This is a genomic window from Bacillus sp. NP157 (assembly GCA_018889975.1).
Lineage (GTDB): Bacteria > Pseudomonadota > Gammaproteobacteria > Xanthomonadales > Rhodanobacteraceae > Luteibacter.
In genome coordinates this window covers 4,572,382-4,592,134 of sequence record CP076546.1, presented here as the reverse complement: position 1 = coordinate 4,592,134, position 19,753 = coordinate 4,572,382, and the positions used below count along the sequence as shown (strand labels likewise).

The 19,753-nt window shown below is 61.9% G+C and carries 21 protein-coding genes; 6 read left to right on the top strand and 15 right to left on the bottom strand.

What is annotated here, in order from left to right; genetic code table 11:
• Window positions 1-3 precede the first annotated feature (3 nt).
• The 7 genes from KPL74_20825 to KPL74_20795 form a co-directional block, all read right to left on the bottom strand.
• Window positions 4-621 carry a hypothetical protein gene (locus KPL74_20825; GenBank protein QWT20176.1) on the bottom strand — a complete coding sequence of 206 codons (618 nt, stop codon included), beginning with the start codon at window positions 619-621 and terminating at the stop codon, window positions 4-6.
• Window positions 622-713: 92 nt separating this feature from the next.
• Window positions 714-1,850 carry a hypothetical protein gene (locus tag KPL74_20820; protein QWT20175.1) on the bottom strand — a complete coding sequence of 379 codons (1,137 nt, stop codon included), beginning with the start codon at window positions 1,848-1,850 and terminating at the stop codon, window positions 714-716.
• A gap of 345 nt (window positions 1,851-2,195) precedes the next feature.
• The gene (locus tag KPL74_20815; protein ID QWT20174.1) at window positions 2,196-3,116 is read right to left on the bottom strand and encodes a DUF4189 domain-containing protein; all 921 of its coding nucleotides are present in this window, start codon (window positions 3,114-3,116) and stop codon (window positions 2,196-2,198) included.
• A 5-nt stretch (window positions 3,117-3,121) separates the two neighbouring features.
• Window positions 3,122-3,691: a hypothetical protein gene (locus KPL74_20810; protein ID QWT20173.1), complete on the bottom strand. Its 570-nt coding sequence runs from the start codon at window positions 3,689-3,691 to the stop codon at window positions 3,122-3,124.
• 21 nt (window positions 3,692-3,712) lie between these two features.
• Window positions 3,713-4,288, bottom strand: coding sequence for a hypothetical protein (locus tag KPL74_20805; GenBank protein ID QWT20172.1), 576 nt, complete (start codon window positions 4,286-4,288; stop codon window positions 3,713-3,715).
• A 165-nt stretch (window positions 4,289-4,453) separates the two neighbouring features.
• On the bottom strand, window positions 4,454-7,111 hold the full coding sequence (locus tag KPL74_20800) for a DUF2235 domain-containing protein (protein QWT20171.1): 2,658 nt from the start codon (window positions 7,109-7,111) through the stop codon (window positions 4,454-4,456).
• A gap of 16 nt (window positions 7,112-7,127) precedes the next feature.
• Complete coding sequence (locus KPL74_20795) at window positions 7,128-7,703, bottom strand: hypothetical protein (GenBank protein QWT20170.1); 576 nt, start codon at window positions 7,701-7,703, stop codon at window positions 7,128-7,130.
• A 295-nt stretch (window positions 7,704-7,998) separates the two neighbouring features.
• On the opposite strand from KPL74_20795, the gene KPL74_20790 reads away from it, so the two are divergent.
• The 3 genes from KPL74_20790 to KPL74_20780 all read left to right on the top strand — a co-directional run bounded on the left by KPL74_20790 (window position 7,999) and on the right by KPL74_20780 (window position 9,766).
• Window positions 7,999-8,271, top strand: a complete 273-nt coding sequence (locus KPL74_20790) for a CPBP family intramembrane metalloprotease (GenBank protein ID QWT20169.1) — start codon at window positions 7,999-8,001, stop codon at window positions 8,269-8,271.
• Window positions 8,268-9,035: a hypothetical protein gene (locus KPL74_20785; GenBank protein ID QWT20168.1), complete on the top strand. Its 768-nt coding sequence runs from the start codon at window positions 8,268-8,270 to the stop codon at window positions 9,033-9,035. Before KPL74_20790 ends, KPL74_20785 begins: the two co-directional genes overlap by 4 nt.
• 80 nt (window positions 9,036-9,115) lie before the next feature.
• Window positions 9,116-9,766, top strand: coding sequence for an energy transducer TonB (locus KPL74_20780; protein ID QWT20167.1), 651 nt, complete (start codon window positions 9,116-9,118; stop codon window positions 9,764-9,766).
• A 36-nt stretch (window positions 9,767-9,802) separates the two neighbouring features.
• Here KPL74_20780 and KPL74_20775 read toward each other — a convergent pair whose 3' ends face one another.
• Entirely contained in the window at window positions 9,803-10,522 is a 720-nt protein-coding gene (locus KPL74_20775; protein ID QWT20166.1) for a WYL domain-containing protein, read from the bottom strand.
• Window positions 10,523-10,597: 75 nt separating this feature from the next.
• On the opposite strand from KPL74_20775, the gene KPL74_20770 reads away from it, so the two are divergent.
• On the top strand, window positions 10,598-11,017 hold the full coding sequence (locus KPL74_20770) for a VOC family protein (GenBank protein QWT20165.1): 420 nt from the start codon (window positions 10,598-10,600) through the stop codon (window positions 11,015-11,017).
• Between the two features lie 6 nt (window positions 11,018-11,023).
• Here KPL74_20770 and KPL74_20765 read toward each other — a convergent pair whose 3' ends face one another.
• The 5 genes from KPL74_20765 to KPL74_20745 form a co-directional block, all read right to left on the bottom strand.
• A complete protein-coding gene (locus KPL74_20765) occupies window positions 11,024-12,091 on the bottom strand; it encodes an alpha/beta hydrolase (protein QWT20164.1) in 1,068 nt (355 codons plus the stop codon).
• A gap of 13 nt (window positions 12,092-12,104) precedes the next feature.
• Entirely contained in the window at window positions 12,105-12,926 is an 822-nt protein-coding gene (locus tag KPL74_20760) for an AraC family transcriptional regulator (protein ID QWT20163.1), read from the bottom strand.
• A 120-nt stretch (window positions 12,927-13,046) separates the two neighbouring features.
• Window positions 13,047-13,916: a DUF4189 domain-containing protein gene (locus tag KPL74_20755; protein QWT20162.1), complete on the bottom strand. Its 870-nt coding sequence runs from the start codon at window positions 13,914-13,916 to the stop codon at window positions 13,047-13,049.
• Window positions 13,917-13,945: 29 nt separating this feature from the next.
• Entirely contained in the window at window positions 13,946-14,362 is a 417-nt protein-coding gene (locus KPL74_20750; GenBank protein ID QWT20161.1) for a DUF1311 domain-containing protein, read from the bottom strand.
• Between the two features lie 112 nt (window positions 14,363-14,474).
• Window positions 14,475-15,038, bottom strand: coding sequence for a TetR family transcriptional regulator (locus tag KPL74_20745; GenBank protein QWT20160.1), 564 nt, complete (start codon window positions 15,036-15,038; stop codon window positions 14,475-14,477).
• Between the two features lie 79 nt (window positions 15,039-15,117).
• Between KPL74_20745 and KPL74_20740 the strand changes: the two genes are divergently transcribed.
• Window positions 15,118-16,098 (top strand): NADP-dependent oxidoreductase, encoded by a 981-nt coding sequence (locus KPL74_20740; protein ID QWT20159.1) that lies wholly within the window; start codon window positions 15,118-15,120, stop codon window positions 16,096-16,098.
• Window positions 16,099-16,253: 155 nt separating this feature from the next.
• On the opposite strand, the gene KPL74_20735 is transcribed toward KPL74_20740, so the two are convergent.
• Window positions 16,254-17,792, bottom strand: a complete 1,539-nt coding sequence (locus KPL74_20735; protein ID QWT20158.1) for a hypothetical protein — start codon at window positions 17,790-17,792, stop codon at window positions 16,254-16,256.
• Window positions 17,793-17,804: 12 nt separating this feature from the next.
• Here KPL74_20735 and KPL74_20730 point away from each other — a divergent pair, with 12 nt between their 5' ends.
• Window positions 17,805-18,275, top strand: a complete 471-nt coding sequence (locus KPL74_20730; GenBank protein QWT20157.1) for a hypothetical protein — start codon at window positions 17,805-17,807, stop codon at window positions 18,273-18,275.
• A gap of 17 nt (window positions 18,276-18,292) precedes the next feature.
• Here the strand turns inward: KPL74_20730 and KPL74_20725 are convergent, their stop codons facing one another.
• On the bottom strand, window positions 18,293-19,726 hold the full coding sequence (locus KPL74_20725) for a hypothetical protein (protein QWT20156.1): 1,434 nt from the start codon (window positions 19,724-19,726) through the stop codon (window positions 18,293-18,295).
• Window positions 19,727-19,753: the final 27 nt, after the last annotated feature.

The following is a 19,753-nucleotide window of genomic DNA, read 5'->3' as shown; positions in this document are numbered from 1 at the left end:
CAGTTATGGGGTTCTCGCCTGCGGCCGCCAGATGCCGATCATCCCGTCCGCCCCGACATCGACCAGGACGAACTGCAAGCGCCAGTCGACGAGTGCCAGGCCGAACCTCGCATTGAGGCGGGTGAATACCCGGGTGAGCGCCATGTCGTCGTCGGTGTTCAGGATGGCACCGAGTGCGGTGATCCCTCTGTCGTCGACGAGGCCGTGCAGTAGCACGCCTTCCGATGGCATCAGGGCGAAACCGCCTTCGACCTGGCCAAGGACAGCGGACGATGTCGTGAGCACGGGCGGGGCGAGCCTCGAAACGCCAAACAGCCCCTCGATCGTCGCCAGCACATCGGCACCGGGAACGATGACGCTCCTCGGGCGGCTACGGGCATAGATCGCGGTCCACCCGTGCTCGACGCGATGCCTTGCCTCGAACACCTGGAACTCGGCGAGGTCGGCCTTCAGGCGCTCGAGGCCGGAGGCGGCGACGAATTCGGTCTGGCACCAGAGATCTTCATGGAAGCCAGGCCCCTTCGTGCCCGCCGGCACGGGAAGGAAGGTGATCGGATCGGCGGCGACGGTGGGCATGGAATAGCGGATCGTCGAGACGTCGACGGTGCGCGGTGCTTCCATTCGCTCGGCAGCCTTTGACGATGCCTTGCCCTGCGACGACCTGAATCTATCGAACCATCCCATGCTGGCTTCCTTACGCTTTCGATGGGTATCTATTTGGACGCGGCCTTGCGCACCAGCGTATCGAACGCCGTGGCCGTCTGCTCGTCGGTGAAGTTGCAGTGGCCCTCGCCTACCGGATCGAGCACGGTCAGCCATTTCCCGGCGCCGGCGGCTTTTACCTGTGCCGGGTATACGCCGTGGAAACGCGCCGGGATGGTCGGGTCGAAGGTGTTCCATTGCATGACGACCGGGACGTCGATGTGGCCGGTCAGGGTGACGTTCTGCTTTGCATAGGCGATCGCTTGGGCCGGTGCCGTGTAGCGATGGGCTTTCCGGTTGAGCGTGGCGTCGTCACCGAAACCTTCGTAGGTTTCCTTGCGATTGTCGACGGGCATGCCGCCGGCACGCTTTTCGATCTCGCGCAGGCCCATGTAGTACAGCGCCAGCGTCGGCAGGGTTTCCGGCTTTTCTTCCAGGCGTTTGGCGAGGACGGCGGCTTCCTTCGGATGCGCTTGCACGGCCTTGGCGATGTCGTCGGGTGAGATCCCCGGCGGGGAGTCGGTTGCGGCCAGGTCGGGGATGACGCCCGGGATCAACGCATCGAAGGCGACGAGGGGGGTGACGATGCCCTGGTCGAAGAAGTCCGGACTGGAGACCGTCAAGCCGCAGGTGATCATCGCGCCGCTGTAGGCATGCGGAAAGCGTTCGACCGTGGCTGCGACGGCAAGGCCGCCCAGGGAGAAGCCGTAGACGTAGGTGTGCTTCGGCGCGCCGTAGGTCTTGGTGAAGTGCTGGCGGAGCTTTTCGTTGTCGGCGATGGCGTCGCTTACCGCCCAGCCTTGCGACGAGAACTGGCTCTGGGCGACGGCGAAGCCTTTGTTGAGGAAGACAGGTGTCGAATCGGCAGCCGTCATCGGATCCGTAACGGGAGCACCTACCGGCTGGTAGCCATGCATGAGCATGACGAGGTCGCCATTCCAGTTGGCGGGGATGTCGATGCGGTAGGGGGCGTTTTTCAGCTTGCCGGTGTAGGCGCCGGGGCTAGGCTTGGCGGCGTGGGCGGGCAAGGAAAGGGTGGCGCTGCACAGGGCGACGGCCAGGCAAAAGCCGGTAAGGCGGCACATGGCCGTCAGCGGCCGCATCGGACGGATGGTCCGGCCGTGGGTACGAGCGATCGGTGTGCTCATGGGCTTTCCCTATGCCCGCCGGTCCTGGGGGCTTGGCGAGAGGATAGGGTCGCCTTGGGAGCGGCGTCGAGTGCCTGGCGGCTCCGGACTCGATGGAGCGCGGCATGCCTCCCCCGCTGATGGCGGGTCCGGAAGCGATCAACGAGCCAGCCGATGGCACCTATGAGCAGCACGCTTACCACCACCACGCCGAAGATCAGATTCATCTTCTGGTTGAGGGCATAGCTCTCGGGCGAATAGGTACGGGGCCGGTCCCCCAGGAGAAACATTGCGAGTGTCGTGAAGATAGCGGTATCCCCCTAACGCGTTGCGACCAAGCTGTGGTGCAAGGCTCGGCCGAACCTTCTAAAGAACCCCGTGGTTACAATCCGTATTCACTTCCTTGCACGCTTGGCTACCGGCGGCGCTGCACCCATCCATAGCCTTGGACAGTGCAGCCTTTCGGTCAAGTGGATCAGGGGTTCCGGCCGCAAAGTTACGAAGCGACGCGTCGCGTACCAACGAGATGCAGCCATCCTGTTGCTGGACGAGCACCTTGCAGTCCATCGGGTTGCAATCGGGTCCAGCCGCTTTCCAGACCAGGTCGGGCGAGTGGTAGTAGTGCACGAACTTGAACTTGCCATCCTTGTTGTTGACGACAATGGCGTTGTAGGACGGGACGTACTGCCACCTCGCGTCCATCTCACTTGCGAGACCTGAAGGCGGGACCTTCAGTTTTTCGTCCCTGGGTGCCCCGCGGCCGGCATCAAATGTCTGCCTGGTCGCACTGGCCACACGCCACGCACCGGATTTCCTGGCCAGGTCAATGGTCGTGGATGACTGCTTCTCACCGGAATCAGCCTGCTCGATGTGAATGTGCCCGACGACCACTTTTACTAACGAAACGTCGAAGACATCGTCGTGGAACTGACCACAGTTTGAGCAGGCAATGAGCTTGTCGTTACGGAAGTCCGGAATGAACGCTCCGTCCTTTCTCCCGAAAACGACGATCGTGCGTGCACGACTCCCGTTGGCATCAGGCGAAGACTCGAAGACGGCAACGGCGTCGGCATTGGGCTGCACGCCACTCACCTTGAAGGCGATGAGGCCGGCTCTCGCGGGGGCTTCCGCCATCACCTCGGGAGGCGCCGACGGTACCTTGGCAGATTCCGCAGCGAGGGCAGAGGTGGCTAGCGCGGAGAGCGCAAGGCCTGTCAGTAACGAAGTCCTTATCATTGCAAAATCCGTGCTGGTGAAGGCTGGAGGATAGCCGAGCTGGCAGCGCACGGAGCTCAGAAGACCTGAGTCCAGGCCAGCATCACGTCGTGCCGGATATGCGAGTTAGGATTGCCGGGTTTCTGCTCGGCCTCTGTCGCCACTACGGCTTCCATATACACCCTGACGAGCCGGTCGTTTATCTCGAGGAGAATCAAAGGACTTACTGGGTGAGTTGATTTCGCAACAAGCCAGGCCTCCTTCACCTCATCACGCTTCACCCGATGAAGCACAATGCGCTCGCGAAAGATCTCGTCCAGATCGATGGTTGCGTGATGTTCGGTACCGTCCAGCGAGGTCCAGCGAGCTTCTATCGGCCCCGGGAATGTCTTCCCTTTCTTCAGCGGGATGCCGTGGCTACTTCCCAACATCGCCTTCCAATCGTCGGAAGGCGGTGGCCCGGAAGCGGAATCGGTGATGACGCCATAACGGTCCTGCTTTTGCGTGCCGAACTCAAAGTGGTTGTAGACGATGCTGCATGCCAGCGTGTTGAAGCACACCGCTTCGAACTGATGGGTATTGAAACGTAGCGGCCAGGGCTCCGTGCCGTAAAGTGGCCCTGCAAGAATTCGATAGGTCCCAGACAAGTCCATTCCCGACTCTCTAGCTCAGTAAGTGTGGGTCCACGCGAGGATCAACTCGTCCTGCATCCTGGATCGTGGTTGACCAGTGGAATCGGTGTTCTTCAAGAAAATCATCGCCCGCATGTAAACGTTGATCGTTCTGTCGTCGACCTCGACATAAATGCTAGGGCTGACGGGCTTGATGGACTTCACATCCAGCCAGGTCTCCAGCACGTCTTCCCTCGCGACCCTGTGCACGATAAGGCGTTCTTTGAACATCTCATCGAGGTCCAGACGCGTAGCGTGGTCGGACCCATCGAGCGAGGTCCACTTCAACTCGACGTCTGTGGGGAAGGTATTACCGTCGTACGGCACGATACCGTGACCGCCTTCCCAACGTTGGCGCCAATCGTCCGCTGGGATGGGACCTGAAGGCTTGTCCCGAATATTCCCTTCGTAATCGCGATGTCGCGTTCCGAATTCAGCATGGTTGTAAACGATGCTGCAAGCGAGAGTGTTGAAGCACCAGGCGCTGAACGTGTGGGTATGGAACCTCAGTGGCCACGGGTCTTTGCCAAACAAGGGTCCGGCAAGCGCGGGATCGGGTTTGTAAGTCAGCATGGGTGATCCTCCATATCAGCTAGCCGTGATAGCCGCACTGGAGCCGTCGTCGGACGCATCCACTGGTCAATACCCATGAGTCCAGGTCAGCATCACGTCATATCGAATATGCGAATTGGGATTGCCTTCGATCTGTTCGGTTTCGGGAGAAACCATAACTCTCTATTACATCGATCGCCCATGCCCCATCGCATCCTGCTGCTGCCGCTGCTGTTGCGCCTGCTGCTGGTCGATAGCCGCCTGTTGCTCGTTGGCCTGGAACTGCTGCATGGCCTGCGGCCACTTGGCAGAGCTTTGCTCCATCGACGTCATCGCTTCAGAAGTCGGCACCTTGGTTTGAAGATCGAACAAGTGATCTGTTCGCCCCGGTGGAGTCTGGACTGCCCACATGGTCTTGCCGTCGTCAGACAGTGCGACTTGGTCGATGCGTGACAGCCCGTCTTTTCTTGCCTGGACGGTGAGTGCGGCAGCCATGTTGTCCGTGTACTCGTCGGGCGCTCGGCCCAAGCCCTTGTCGACCTCGGCGAGATGCGATCGGGCCTGGTTGAACATCGCATGGTCCGGATGGGTGGCGGCATCCAGGCTCGGCGGCGTGCCTGGTTTGCCAGCAGGCGAACGATCGATGGAGGCCACTTCTTCATTGACTCGAAGACGCGTCTCCTGCGTCATGGTTTCAGCGATGGCCAACTCACCATGCAAGCGTTCGGGCGCTTCGGCTTTTCCGATCAAGCGCTCGCGAGACCATGTGTCACCGGGTTCATGCGTATAGGCATGGCCATCCGATGCAAGTACCTGGTCACGAGGCGCGCGCAGCACATCCTGGACCGCAGGCGGAATTGCACCGAGCTCCTTCCAGCCGTTCTGTTCGTAGGCAGCGATGTAGCGTTCCGCGACGCCGACAGGAGACTGAGCTACGTTCTGTCGAATCGTATCCAACGCGCTGGCATCGAGCTGCGCAGCCTTCTCGGGGGTGGCGTGCTCGATGTGTTTGACCCTTATGTCGTGCTCGAGAATCAGGTCGGTGACTTCACGCGACCAGGTGTGCTTCTCCGCGTCACGTGACCAGTAGGTCGCATGGGCCACGGGTGCGTCGGTCGGTGCCGGTGGCTGCTTGTATGGATCCTTGGCCTGATACTCCTTGGACAGCGCTATCTCGGTCGCCGTATTGGTTGCCTGATAAGAGAGTCGCCGGGACAGCGCGGCATCGGCCACGATGATCTCACCATGAGGTGTCTCTGGAAGCGGTGGCAGCTTCCGCGCCCAGCCATGCTCAGGATCGAGTTCCCAGGTTCGACCGTGAGCATCCTCCTGATGAGTCGACCGGTAGATATCGTATTCGTCAGCGAGATGTGCGCCGCCGACTGCACCAACGATCCCGCCGATGCCAGTAGCGATCAAGGCTCCCGGACCCGTCTCGATGCCGGCCGCGCCCGCGGCCGATGCGAACATTGCCGCGCCGGCCCAACCGCCGGCATTGCGACCAGCAAAATGGACGATCTGGGATGTCGCGCCAGTCTCGTTCCCCGTATCTGCCGCATGTGTAACGGCTCGGCCGGTATCGACGATGTCCACTGCGGTAAGGCCGAGGCCTACAGCCTTGCCGATCGCAGGGGCGTAACTCGGCGCTCGCCCTGCCTCGGCAAGTTGGCCTGCTGTCGGGCGAACGTCCGATACTCCGACTGGTTCCAGATTTGGCTTTCCGATCGGGATGTTGCGCATCGGCATAGAAAGCGAAGGGTTCATGGCCGCGGGCCCATGGGGCGCTGGCCCGACACCGTCGACATGGCTCGGAGCAAGTATCTGATTCGTCCCACTGGGAAACCCGCGCACTCCTTGCCTTGGGTCAAGACGGAAGACATGCTCTCCTTCCCACGACCGATGCACGACATTCAATCGCTGGTCTGTCGGCTCAAACTCTTTCGTGAGCTTCGGCACTTCATGAAATGCATTACAGTAATCACGACCCAGATTTCCGCAGCGAATTGACAGGCCGTTACGGAGATACCCGCCGCCGACGTCAGAGTGCGCGCCAGGCACGGTTATGTTGAGGAAGCGACCGTCCTCCGAAAGACCCGGACGGATCAACTGATCCGACGGAAATGTCGCACGGAGTTCGTTCTTCGCCGTGATTTGCAAACCTGATACTACCGAAGAGGGCAGCCTTCGATCGAACTCCATTGGAGCCCCGGTGGCCACCGGGTCAAACAGAAGGACCGCTTGCGGGGTCTTTCCGGGCGCAACGAAGTATCGTTCGAAACCCCTGGTACCATCCGCCGCGATTATTTCGCTCGATAGGTCGGGGATACCATTGCCGTGAAGCAGGTTAGCGAACCCAGCGACTTGGCTCGCTCCGCGGCTGAAGCCGATGGACTGAACACGAATCTTGGCGTCCGGATCTTCAACCATCCATCGATTAGCCCTTATAACTAGATCGTTATAAGCCTGCGTAATGTTGGATTCGAATGAGGACCCCTTGATAGTGTCGAGCTTCCGGTCGAGCCATTCTCCGCGCGTCCCGGGCCCTTCGATGTAATTGACATGGAGTCGGTGCGGATCAAGCTTGACTGCCTGAGTCAGCTCATTGCTAATCTTCGCGACGTTCGTTGCGTGCTCGGGATCCTCAAATTGATTATTTCCGGTTCCATCAAACGCAACGACATAGAGCCGCTCCGTCATGTCGTTGGCGTGCAGGAAAATAGGCGCCTTGAAGCGAGATAGCTGCTCGCTGGCGTCCTTGAACTGGGCTAACGTTTCAGCACCGACGTAGTTGTGGCCGCCGCGGTCTACCGGCGCACCATCGGCAGCGATCTTAATCTTATCCATGCGGAGCACTCCCTGCTCAGTAACGATGACTCCAGGCCAGCATCACGTCGCTGCGGATATGTGAGTTCGGATTGCCTTGGATCTGCTCCGCCTCAGTAGCGACTGTTGCTTGCATGTAGACGTTGACGGTCCTGTCATTGACCTCGATAAGTATGTGCGGACTGACAGGGTTAAAAGATTTTGCGCGAAGCCACGGCTCCTTGACCTCATCGCGCGTCACATGATGAAGAACGAGTCGCTCACGGAACATCTCGTCAAGGTCGACGACAGCATGGAGATCTTCTCCATCCATCGATGTCCATGAGATGTCGACTGGGCCCGGGAAGGTTTTTCCGTTTTTCGGCGGAATGGTGTGAGCGCCGTTCCAAGCGTAATTCAAGCCGCCGGAAGGCAAAGGTCCTGAAGCGGCGTCGCTGGATACGCCGAACTGATCGACTTTGCGAGTGCCAAATTCGAATCGGTTGTAGACGATGCTGCACGCCAACGTATTGAAGCAGACGGCGCTGAATTGATGCGTATTGAAGCGCAGCGGCCAGGGCTCAGTTCCGTAAAGCGGCCCTGCCAAAATGCGGTCGTGGGCAGAAAGGTCCATTCTTGATCCTCCAGATCGACAATCCTTGACGTGCGAGTGTACGCAACGTTCGCGCAGGGCATCAAGCATCCTCATGATTAGCATAGAAAAGTGAGATGACTCTCACGTTCGCTACCAGCAGCGGCGCATTTCTCAGTGCGAACTGCCGGAAGTGCGCAATCGAATCGTCTCAGCCAGCACTCGGCCACGAGGACGAAACCCCCAACCCCGTTTACGAAGCAACTCCCGCTCCCGTACGCTACCACCGGCGACGCTGGGTAGCCCGGCACGCCTGTCCACCCAGGGGATCCAACGCATGGAAGCCATTCTCCACGTCGCACGCGGCGTGTCGCTATCACCGCTTGCCGGGGGCGTCCTGGCGCTGCTTGGCGTGGCGGTCGTATCCGCGGTGGTCTTCGGGTTGGTCCACGTCTACCAGGGAGCCATGGGCGTGCTGGCGACCGGCTTGCTCGGCGGTGTTCTTTGCCTGCTCTATGTCCTGACGGGTAGCTTGCTGCTACCGATCGTCATCCATTTCATCGTGAATCTCAGGGCCGCGTTCCTGGCCAAGGCGACGGAGGAAGAATGAGCGCTGTGACACGCGTGGAAAGCTCGATCGATACAGCGCTCGAAGACGACGGAAGCGACCCGGTCACACCCCTGACGTTCGCTGAACTCAATCGTTGGATCGTGGCCATTCCCGACTACGACCATGGAAGGCCGGCGCAGCCTCGGGCGAAGATCGGCGCCATCGTTGGTTTCAGTGCTTTCGTCCTGACCCTTGTCGTCCAGCATCTTCCGCTTCAACCGATGCCACGGGTCTGGATTATAGGCGCGCTTCTCGTGATCGAACTGGCTGGCGTTGGCACTCAGGCCTGGTATTCACGCGGTGAGGTCACGAGCATCCGGCGCACGGTCTCCGAGTTTATGTCGCAGCTAGACTTCGAGTTTCCCCACCATTTCAAGATCCGCGAGTGGCTGGTCAGCCAACCCATGGAGCTCCTCGAGCGGCATGCGGTGATGGCCAAATTTCGTGCCGCACGCATGGCGCAAAAATACCCCATGGTCGCGGGCAACATTCCATCGCTCGGCCTTATCCCCGTCGTCGCCGCGGTGTACTACCAGGGGCGGGAAATCATGTCCGGCAGGAATATCAGCTTGATCGATGGGATCTTCATCTTCGCCATCGGCCTCGCCTACTACCTGATGTGGACTGCCACCTCGATGAAGCTGCGGCTCGATGGTGTGAACATGTACCTGCAGGATGCCCTTAAGGAAGCAAAGCGTCGCCAGAAAGCCCCGCGAAAGCCAGCCAACCAGACCATGCGCCAGCCCACCGAGGACCCGCCGTGATCTTCTTCCCGCCGCAGCTTCCCCCACCGCCTCCGCAGCCGCCTTGCCTCAACGGGCATGGTCCAGGCCACACCTGTGACATGCCGCAGGTCGACATGGGCGTACCGCGGACGGCGCCGTCCTACCCGGGTTTCGAAGCGCTGTATGGCGTGGGTGGCACGGCGCGCCTGCGGGCCAGGATCGATGCCAACGGCAATGCGGAGAACGTGGAGGTCGACCAGTCGTCGGGCTCGGCGGTGCTCGATGAGGCCGCGATGCGGGTGGTCAGGCAATGGAAGTTCCGGCCCGGTCATTTCGATGGCAAGCCGGCCAGTGGTACCGCCATCGTGCCCGTCTCCTTCCGGCCCAGTCCGCTCAACGTGCCGAGGAACTGGCCGGCGGGCTACGACCATCCGCACTACAACGTCGTCCCGCTGGATGCGAAGTTCACCACGGTCGACGCCCTGCTGGCGGATGTCATGCAGCGAAGCAAGGGCAAGGCGCCTGGCGATTCGCTCGTGACGACCTACTCGGTTCGCTCCCCGCAAGGCGAGTTACTCGAACGCTGGACCTTCACCGACCTGGGCACGCCGCAGGCGATGGCGATCCGCCAGGTCTTCTCGATGGTCGATGGCCAGCCCACGGTGAGCGTGGCGACATTCTGCGATGACCATGCCACCTGCGAGTCGCGGGCGCGGTTCGTTGCACAAGGCCCGTTGTACGCGACGAGCAGTACCGCCCCGGCACCCTGACCCCGCCTTGCCCGGTCACACCATCGCCCGCGCCGCTCAGCCGGGCGACGCGGCCTCCGGCTTATCGGGCCGGTGCTGCTCCTTCAACTCCCGCAGATACTTCCTCAACAAGCCTGCCCGCCTCGGCCGGAAGCTCGTGTTCGTCGCTTCCACCCTGTCGATCCGGTTCAACAGGAACATCCGGAAGCCTTCGCGCAGGCAACAGCGCGCCAGCAGCACCAGCGTCTGTTCGAGGTAGACGACGGCCAATGGCCAGACGGTGCGTTGAGTCACGTCGCCATTGCGGTCGGTGTAGTCGATCGACAGGGCGCGCTCGTCCCAACAGGCTTCGCGGATGACGTCGATCGCCGGGATCGGCTTATAGCGTTTGTCGAACCGGCGCACGTGCGAGATCGCGTGGACCATGTGTTCCTGGGTCTTCGACGGTAGCGTTGCCGCGACCCTCGCCAGCACCGCTTCGGCGGCGGCTGCGAGTGCCGGGTCGCCCATGTGGCGGACTTCGGCCATGCCCAGCGCGATGGCTTCGATCTCGATGCGGGTGAAGGTCTGCGGGCGCAGCGTGCCGTCGTTGATCAGCGTGTAGCCGTAGCCGCGTTCCGAGTCGATCTCTGCGCCGCTGGCACGCAGCGCGTCGATGTCGCGGTAGACCGAGCGCAGCGAGATATCCGCCGACGAGGCTAGCTGCTGTGCCGTCACCGGTGGCGGCAGGCTACGCAGCAGGTGGAGCAGGCGAAGCAGGCGGTCGGGACGGGACATTCAGCTGACAGGAACTGGCAGGAGGGGTCCGTATCTTAAGCACACATTCCTTCCACCGCCCAAGAGAGCTCGCCCATGTCGATCCAGACCGTCACCCACATCAACTTCCGTGGCCAGGCCCGTGAAGCCCTCGCCTTCTACCAGCAGGCGCTGGACGGGCAACTGACCGCGGTGAGCTACGGCGACGTCGGCCAGGGAGACAAGGCCATCGACCCGTCGCATGTGATGTGGGGCCAGGTGGTGACCGAAGGCGGTTTCCGGGTGATGGCGTACGACGTGCAGGCCGCCTTGCCGTGGAATGCCGGCGAGAACGCGTTCTTCGTCTCGCTGCGTTGCGATAGCGAAGCGGAGGCGTTCGTGCTGTGGGACGCACTGGGCGAAGGCGGCACGGTGCTCGAGCCGATGGGCCCGGCACCGTGGTCGCCGCAGTATGGGAAGCTGCAGGATCGGTTTGGGGTGGTTTGGTTGGTTGATGTGGCGGTGGTGCGGGGGTGAGCTGGCTTAGCGCAGGCTTGCCTCGAAGAGCTTGATCGCCCCTGCGATGGCGGCGTCATGAGCCTGCGCCTGATGCGCCGCCTTCGCACACTGCGGCACCACCTTCTTCGCCGCCGACAGGCATTCGCCGAGGAAGTCATAGTGGGTCACGCCGTCGAGGCGTTGCTCCTTCGCACCCGGCACCAGCTGTGCGACGACGTCCGCGTTGGTGGCCGGCGGTGCGACGGTATCCGCACTGCCTGCAAGGATCGATACGGGCACCTGCATGTGGCGCAGGGAGTCCGTGGCGAGTGCCTGAACGATGGCGGGTGCCATGACGAACACCGCACGGACACCGGGGACGGCGTGGTCGCCTGCGGCGTCCTTGAAGCGTGCCTGCATGGCGGGGTCCTTCAGCCATCCACCGATGTCGCGTGCGGTGAGCTCGGGGGCTTCGAGTTGGGGTGCGCAGACGCCGTCATCGGGATGTGCCTTGCAGAAGTCGGCGAAGTGCTGGACGTCGACGCGTGCGCCACCGGCAACCAGTGCCGCGAATCCGCCTGCGGAAAACCCGGCCACGCCGAGTCGTTTCCCATCGATGTGTGCGGACAGCGTGGGGTCGGCTAGGATGGTCTTCCATGCCGCCTTGAGATCTTCGGCGCGCTCCCACCACCAGGCGGCGCCGTTGGCCGTGATCGGTCCGCGGCCGTTGCTTCCCGGATGGTCGACGGCGATGACGACGAAGCCCGCGCGGGCCAGTGCCGTGCCGAACCACGCCATCATGCGTGCGGTGCCACCGAAGCCGTGGGAGAGCAGCACGACGGGGTGGTGTCCCGCTAAAGGTGCTGCGTCCGCGGCCGCACTGCCCGTCGCGAACAGCGGGGCGTTGTCCGGGCCGATGACCAGGGGTGTCTCCTTCGCGCCGTCCTGCGCGGGGTACCAGACGGTGATGGCGACGTCGGGGGATCCGTCGGCGTTGCGTAGCGTTGCCGTGGGCGTCGTCGTGGTGCGGTGGGTTTCACCGACGGCGGCGATGGCTGGGCCCGCGAGCGCGAGGAGGATGAGGCCGACTAGGCTGGGGATGCGGGTTTTCATGGGTTGCCTTCGCTCATGCGACGGGGACGCAGATGTCGACGCCGCCATAGCCGGTGTTGGGATCGAACGCGGCGTCGTAGCGTTCGAAGTCGGGGGCATCGATGGGGGTGTACCCGGCGGCAGGTAGCCATTCGCCGAGCAGGGCGTGCCACGTCCTTGGGATGGATCCGATGTGGCCTTCGTGGCGGGCGACGAGGTAGCGCTGGCGTGGCAGGCGCAGGCGTCGGTAGCCGCTGGGGGCCTGGCCGAAGTGGTCGACTTCGTAGCCGGCGAGGTAGTCGAAGCGCCCTTCCCCGTCGGTCGCGCTGCAGACGCCGTAGGTGTAGCGCTGTTTGCCTAGCGACTGTTCGGCGTGGAGGCGTTGCCATTGCGAGGGGATGCCGGCGGTGTCGCTGCCGAGGTAGGAGGCTTCGATGCCGGTGAGGAGCAGTGGGCCGATGTGTTCGATGCGCAGCTCGGGTGCCAGGCTGATCGGCTCGTCGATGACGCGCACGGGGGCAAGGATCGCGAGGCCGTCGAGGTGGCCGCGCTTGCGGACGTCTTCCGGTGGCAGGCCGAAGGCATCGCGGAATGCGCGGGTGAAGGCTTCGTGGGAGCCGTAGCCGGATGAGAGGGCTACGGGGAGGATGTCCGGTGCACCGGCGGCGAGTTCCGCGGCGGCCTGGCTGAGCCGGCGCGTGCGGATGTAACGGGCGACGGACCAGCCGGTGGCGGCACGGAACAGGCGTGCGAGGTGGAACGCGGAGACACCCGCGGCGTCGGCGACATCGCCCAGCGAGAGCTCTTCGCCTGAGTGGCTTTCGATGTACCAGACGGCGCGTTGGACGACGGCCATGGATGCCCTCCCCTTGATGGGAGGAGATCATACGGGGGTTGGGGGTGGGGGGATTTGATGGTTCTTGCTGTGGGTGGACGAGGGCGCAAACGGCGGGATGGATTACGACGGCGCCAGCGATCAGATGCCTTTCGTGCAATCCGTGCGGATCACTTCGCACTTCTGGCCGCCGGCGGCCTTGCAGGCAGCCATGGCTTTGTCGGATGCGGCGGCCTTGTTTCGATGGTCCGGCGTGCCGGCTCCGAACGATCGGGCGGCCGCATCCTGGACAAGAGAGATGCAACCGTCTTGCTGTTGGACGAGTACCGAGCAGTCCTGCTTGTTGCACCGGCCCTTCACGCCGTCCCACACCGCGTCGGGTGTGCGCGCCTTGTGTTGGAAGGTGAATTTTCCTGTCACGTTGTTGACGATGATCGCGTTGTAGAAGACCGGGATGTTCCACTTTGCGTCAAGGTCTTTTGCCAGGCCCGACGCCGGCAGCGACAGCTTCTCGGGATGGGACTCACCATCGCCGCCCTCTACGGTGTCACGAACGGCGCGCTCGATCTTCCAGACCCCACCACGGCGAATGAGACTGATCGACGTCGTGCTCGACTTTTCCCCGCTATCGCCTTGTTCGATCACGATGTGGCCTGGCGTGACCTTCACGTTGTCGGACCAGTAGGGATCGTCGTGGAACTGCGTGCACTTCGAGCAACCGATGATCCTGTCGTTCGAGAATTCCGGGACGTATTTGCCGTCTTTTGCGCCGAAGACCACCAGCGTTCGATAACGTACGTCGTCCTTGTCGGGATCGGTCTCGAAGATGGCCACTGCGGTGTCGGCTGGCTGACCGCCGGAGCTGGGGAAGAACGAGAGGATCGTCGTTCCTGCCGGTGCCGCGGCCATGACTTCTGGCTGCACGGGTAGCGGCGTGGTTGCTGATGTAGTGAAGGCATGCATGCTCGCGATGGCGAGAGCGCCGATCACCAGGCGGGAAATCCGTGTCATGGCTGACTCCGAAGAAGATAGTGAAAGGACTAACGGTGTTCGAGCGCCCTCGCCCTTCGGGCGGTTTCCATCATCGAGCATGAGGCTGCGTCGAGGATCTGCCCCTGCCCGGGTACATCCGGGACTGCGCACGTCGTCTGTTTGAACTTGATCCAAGCGCGTTCTTCGTCGCGTAGCGCCGTTCGTGCGTCAGGCGACAGTGACTTCATCAGCCTCGCGTAGATGCGATTCAGGCGCTTGTCCTGGTAGGCGAACTCGGTGTCTACGCAGGCGATCAGCGTCGGCATGACGCTTTGGCTCTGGTCGATGCACGTGTCGAGCGAGTGGCGAAGGCCGAGGTACCGGCTTTGCTCGTCCACGTCGGTGGGTTCGTTGGGGTCCTGGGCCCAGCAAGTCAGCGACAGGCATGCCAGCAAACCCGTGAAGAACACTATGCGCAGTCGCATTCGATGGAATCCTTCCTTCCGATGATGAAAACGCCGTGCCGACGGGCATGGTCACTCCGTTGCGCAAAGTCTAGCCTGACTTCCCAAGCGAGTGGGCGCACCACGGGCTCGTTTACCGTGGCGCCTTCGACATCGCCTCCACCGCACCGAATGCATCCCGGAACCGCTCCACCAACGACACCGTCGGATCACTGAACCACTGCCCGAGTGCATGACTGGCGATAGCCATGCCGGTGGCGGCAGTGAGGCTTGCGAGCGTGTGTTCGACGCCGCGGGTGTGGAGTGCTTCGGCGATGGTCGTCGTTACCGCTGCGGCTTTCGATAGCTGGCGTTCCCGGAGTGCGGGTGTGCGGGCGATCAGTGCCTGGCTGGGCTCGGACAGGGGGCGGTTGGCTTCGAACAGTGGGACGGTGGCCTGGAAGGCCCAGAGGACCACCTTGAGGGGTGCGAGCTTGTTGGGTGCTTCGGTGACGGCGCTGCCGAGTCGGGTGTGCAGTTCTTCTTCGTCGAACAGGACGTCGCGTTTGTCGGCGAAGTAACGGAAGAAGGTGCGTTCGGTGACGCTGGCACGGGCGGCGATCTCGGCGGCGGTGGTGCCTTCGAAGCCTTTCTCGAGGAAGAGCGCCAGGGCGGCTTCCTGCATCTGGCGGCGGGCGTTGGTCCGGGGTGTCGGCACGGGAGTCGAGTCCTATTGTCAGTGACTGACATTGTGGCTATCGTGTCAGTCACTGACTTTAGCCTAATCCGGAGATGCCATGACCGCCCAGACGATGCGTGCGCTTCGCTTCCATGCCTATGGGGAGCCTGCCGATGTCCTGATCCTGGAAGAGGCCGCGGTGCCCGTGCCGGGTCCGGGCCATGTGGCGGTGGAGGTCCATGTCTGTGGCTTGAACCCGGCCGACTGGGCGCTTTGCCGCGGGTTGCAGGCGGGTGGGCTACCGCGTGGCGTGGGGCTGGATGTGTCGGGGACGGTGATTGCCGTTGGCGACGGCGTGACCGGGGTGGCCCTGGGCGATGCGGTCTATGGACCGGCGGAGTTTCGCCACTATCCCAGCGCGGGTGCGGCGGACGTGGCCGTGCTTAACCACTGGGAGCGCCTTCCTTCCGGGCTGTCGCATGTGGATGCGGCGGCCTTGCCGATGGTGGTGGAGACGGCGGCGCGGTACCTGACCTGGTCAGGTGCGAAGGCAGGCCAGTCGTTGCTGGTGCATGGCGCCGGCACGATGGTGGGGTTTGCCCTGGTGCAGATGGCTTTGCTGCAAGGGGTTCGTGTGATCGCTACGGCGGGCGATACATTCGCGGAGAAGCTGCGTGAGTTCGGTGCGGTCGTGACCGGGCACGGCGATGGCATGGTCGGTCGGGTGCGTGAGCTCATGGATCAGCCGCTGGATGCCGTCATTGATTCGGCGCCGGCGAACCTGGCGTCTGCTTCTAGCAGTGCGTTGCCTGATCTGATCGAGCTTGCAGATGGGGATGCGAAGCGCGTGATTACGATTGCTGACTTCGAAGGCGCGGCGAAGACCGGTGCACGGACAGGTGCGGAGAACGTGGAGGCGGAAGGTGGGTTCCGGCTTCGTTGGGATGTGCTCGGCGCATACGGAAAGCTGGCTGCGGAGGGGAAGTTCTGCGTGCCTGTGGCGCGGACGTTTGGGCTTGGGGAGTGGCGGGAGGCGTTGGGAGTCAGCGTGGCAGGAAAGGCACGAGGGAAGCTGGTGCTATCGATACGCCAAGACTGAGCGAGAGCAGCTTCGATCGGGCGTACCGATCGGAGGCGCCGACTGCAGCCGCCCACGAACCAAAGGCGCGGGCGGAGCAACCCGGCATCGCGGGGAAGATCTGACCTCTTCCCCGCCTTAATGACCTATGGATCCGATTGGCTTATCGGGTCTAATCACCAGTTACCGCGTTCCACCTCGCCAAGAAGCCTGGACAGCAACGCCCGCTGAGATACGAGCTCATCCAGACACCATTCGAGTTGCTTCACCGCGCTCGTCATCGCGCCCTTCCACGCAGGTGCCTCGACGTCCTTGGACCCCTCAGGGATCCGGTCCGAACTTGACGGAAACTCTGCATCAACAAGACCGAAGGCGACCAGAGAAGCCTGGGCGGGCGCCATACCTGATTCAAGCGTGAGCGCGTGTGCGCGCACCTTCGCCTTGAGGGAGTCGAAGCTACTGACGACGAATTTTCGGCTGAAGTTCTTTCGGAAAATATCCGAAACCTCTCCTGACAATTCGCCACATTCATCCACTTCACCCTTCAGCGCACGAAGCTCGTCACGAAGCTTACCGAGCTCGACGCCATCGGACTCGACGAGTCCGGCGAGTTCTTTTTCAAAGGCACCTCGGAAGGAAACCTTCCGAAAATCAACGATCACCTTCCACGCCATGGAGTGCACCGACATGGTCTTGATCAGGTCGTTCAACTCGCCGACGGACGACTCATCAGCAAGGCGTCCAACCTGATCAATTAGCTCTCCCACGAATGACGCCGGCAAATTCAACGCCTTCCCGATCGCGACGATCTTCGCCCGCGACGACGCAAGGCGCTCATCTGCCAGGGTAAGGAGGAATGCCGCGTCCGTGAGCCAGGCCATGCACGCAGTCGGCTCACGCACCAGCTCGATAACTTCTTCCACATACTCCTGATCCAAAGCTCCGATTCGGATCTCGGTATCCCGCAAGACGTCCCGGCAACCAAACGCACGCCCAAGAGATGCGAGATAGCTTCGCTGTTCCTTATCGATAGCCTCTTGCGGGGCCAGCACGATGGCGAGAGATTCGATGTACCTCCTACGCCCCTCCACGTCCTGCACCGAGGCGAGGTAGGAGTGGCGAGTGATCGGGACGAGATTGCCAAGGATTTCGTCCACGGACGACTCTGGAAGAGCGCGGACTGGCTCAGGAGAAGCTGAGAGGTCGGACCGCTCCAGCGCCAAGTGTTCGGACGGGAGGCTCAGCTGGATTGGCGCCGCCACGTCGAGCGCAAAAAACAGCGCTGCGCAAAGCTCCCTGGCGAACTCGAGGATCGTGTACCTATCGCTCGCTCCACGGATGGCCCGCCGGATTACGCTAGCTACCGCACGATCGCCAAGCTCACCGTCCACAACATCGCGAACTGCCTCAATCTGAGGATATACAGACTCGAAGGAATAGAACGCATGCGCCGCCAACGAAGGCACACGCTCAAATACGAGTGATCCGTTGATCGCTCCCAACGTACCGGCAAGCGAAGACACGGAACGCGCGCTCACCGACGTATCTGATTCAATCTCAAGGAAAAGCTCATCCAGTCCGACGGATCGATGCGGGTCTACGCCCGACCGCTTGAATGCGACTTCGAGATCGTCCCTTCTCTCGATCGCATCAAAGCCGATACCCGCCTTCTTCATGGCTACGACGTAGTCGAAGACGAGGTGGATGGCGCGCATGGACGGACCCTGATGTGCCAGGTCCAACAATTCCAGGCGAGCAAGCCAATTCAGACATGCAAGCTGTTCGCGCAAGTCGGTCGTACGACGATCGAATGCCTCAATCAGGGCAGAGACATTCCCCACAACTTCTTCGAGACCAACCGCAAGGTCGTCAAGATCCCGACGGACCACGGCAACCGCATGGGCTTGCAGGAGATTTTGGTCCTGCAACGCAGCAAGGTAACCAAAGGCGATCCTCTGCATCTGGATAAGGTTGCCCTGCCCCGCACGCATAAGTTCATGCTGCTTGCCAGTCACTGCAAAATAAAAGCGACGAGTAAACCCCGCGTCGGCGATCGTTCCGTGGCCCAGCTCGGATTGACGGAGCAAGCTAAACGCATCCACGGCCAGCTGCTGGGCGAGATTATGGTTCGCCTTCGCTCGCGCGATAAGGGCGTCGACCTGCTCAACCTCGCCAGAGCTCAGTTCATTCTTGGCTAACATTGTCCGTACGTCCCTCAGAGATTTTCAATACGCTTGCGAGTGGTCGCGGAAGCGTCGTGGATAGCGACCATGCGCTCGCTGAATACTTTTTCTGACACGGCAAGTTCCACAGCCAACTGGCCGTAGACACGCTGCCCTACAACCAGGTAATCCACACTGCGAGACATGAGAGTCTGCGCGTCGATCATGTTCGTCGCATTGGCAAGAGATTCGTTGAATGGCTTTTCGATGCCATTTTCAATGGCAACCGTTGCAGCTACAGAGGCGATCATGCCGCCCACGAAGCTGCCGACCAAGACGCCGATCGGGCCCGCTGGCGCGCCCACCGCGCCGCCTACGGCAGAACCGAAAACGCCTGCGGTCGTCTGCAAGATGTTCTTCCCCGTACGCGTTTCAAGCTGTGCAGGCGTCATCTTCCCCATGGCGACAAGCACGAGGCATTCGGCAAGGTCGACGGCACAAATCGTCGCGCCGGCAATTCCGCCCGTCGCCAGGCCAGTCTGGAGCGCGGAGCCGCTGAATACGTTCGGAAGCGCCTTGGCAGTCAGGCTGACCACTGCCGTTCCCGCACCTGCCTTAAGCGCGGCATCCGCCGCAGCGATTCCCGTCTCTTTCAAGACCTGTGCGACTGCTTCCTTTGGCTCGAGTCGACCGCTACGCACGTCGTCGAGCGCCTTGATGACGTTGATCGTACCCGCGACCACCGTCGTTACGATCGCCGCCGACTTTGCCGCCCGTAGACTTTGCTGGACAGTCGACGTTGTCTTGTAGACGCCCTGGATGTCCTCGTGCTTCTGCCGTGCCGCGTCGTCGCCCTTTGCAAGCTGCTCGGCTTCATTCTTCGTAAGCGGCTTCGACTCGACGCCGTCGTGGCTGAGGCGATCAGTTGCCTTGGCCTGAACGTCCTTTGCTGCATCCGCTACCGGCGAACGGTTCGCCTGCTCCTTCAGCTCCGTTTTCCGTGCCGCGTCCTTGATGCCTTGCAGCTGGTCCGACGGACCGACCATGGACTCCGTGTCCTTGTAATACGGCGATCCATCCGTGCCAAGCTCGCGGAACTGCTTGGCAGTCGTGTCGGCATCCTTGTAGTACTTCAGTTGTGCGCTTCCGACAGTCTCACCCCCGTCCACGAGCACGATATCGTGTGTCGGGTGATTCGACCTGAGCGGCGTTTCGTTGCACTTGTCCGTGAACGCGCGAACAGAATCATCCTTCAGGATGGCGTCAAGGTTGAACGTCTCCTTGTGCAGCACTTCCGCAGCGAAGCCCGCCTTGACGCCGAGCCCCTGATTCGTGGCCGTTACATCGGCAAGGAGTGCGTCCGACAGCTTGCACTCTTCAACGAGCTTCAACATCTGCTCGGCGGCCGCTCGGGGCCAGAACTGGCAATACTGGGCTGCCTTGGCAGCGGTAGCTTCTGCGCTCGACTTATGCGGTTCGCGAAACATGGGTTACTCCGCAGCCGTATTGATGGA

Coding starts and splice junctions, on each gene's coding strand:
- KPL74_20790 (QWT20169.1), top strand. CDS start 7,999: ATGGAAGCCATTCTCCACGTCGCACGCGGCGTGTCGCTATCACCGCTT.
- KPL74_20805 (QWT20172.1), bottom strand. CDS start 4,288: ATGCTGACTTACAAACCCGATCCCGCGCTTGCCGGACCCTTGTTTGGC.
- KPL74_20770 (QWT20165.1), top strand. CDS start 10,598: ATGTCGATCCAGACCGTCACCCACATCAACTTCCGTGGCCAGGCCCGT.
- KPL74_20725 (QWT20156.1), bottom strand. CDS start 19,726: ATGTTTCGCGAACCGCATAAGTCGAGCGCAGAAGCTACCGCTGCCAAG.
- KPL74_20785 (QWT20168.1), top strand. CDS start 8,268: ATGAGCGCTGTGACACGCGTGGAAAGCTCGATCGATACAGCGCTCGAA.
- KPL74_20765 (QWT20164.1), bottom strand. CDS start 12,091: ATGAAAACCCGCATCCCCAGCCTAGTCGGCCTCATCCTCCTCGCGCTC.
- KPL74_20740 (QWT20159.1), top strand. CDS start 15,118: ATGACCGCCCAGACGATGCGTGCGCTTCGCTTCCATGCCTATGGGGAG.
- KPL74_20800 (QWT20171.1), bottom strand. CDS start 7,111: ATGGATAAGATTAAGATCGCTGCCGATGGTGCGCCGGTAGACCGCGGC.
- KPL74_20730 (QWT20157.1), top strand. CDS start 17,805: ATGTGCCAGGTCCAACAATTCCAGGCGAGCAAGCCAATTCAGACATGC.
- KPL74_20735 (QWT20158.1), bottom strand. CDS start 17,792: ATGCGCGCCATCCACCTCGTCTTCGACTACGTCGTAGCCATGAAGAAG.
- KPL74_20780 (QWT20167.1), top strand. CDS start 9,116: ATGCCGCAGGTCGACATGGGCGTACCGCGGACGGCGCCGTCCTACCCG.
- KPL74_20755 (QWT20162.1), bottom strand. CDS start 13,916: ATGACACGGATTTCCCGCCTGGTGATCGGCGCTCTCGCCATCGCGAGC.
- KPL74_20820 (QWT20175.1), bottom strand. CDS start 1,850: ATGAGCACACCGATCGCTCGTACCCACGGCCGGACCATCCGTCCGATG.
- KPL74_20825 (QWT20176.1), bottom strand. CDS start 621: ATGGAAGCACCGCGCACCGTCGACGTCTCGACGATCCGCTATTCCATG.
- KPL74_20760 (QWT20163.1), bottom strand. CDS start 12,926: ATGGCCGTCGTCCAACGCGCCGTCTGGTACATCGAAAGCCACTCAGGC.
- KPL74_20775 (QWT20166.1), bottom strand. CDS start 10,522: ATGTCCCGTCCCGACCGCCTGCTTCGCCTGCTCCACCTGCTGCGTAGC.
- KPL74_20795 (QWT20170.1), bottom strand. CDS start 7,703: ATGGACCTTTCTGCCCACGACCGCATTTTGGCAGGGCCGCTTTACGGA.
- KPL74_20750 (QWT20161.1), bottom strand. CDS start 14,362: ATGCGACTGCGCATAGTGTTCTTCACGGGTTTGCTGGCATGCCTGTCG.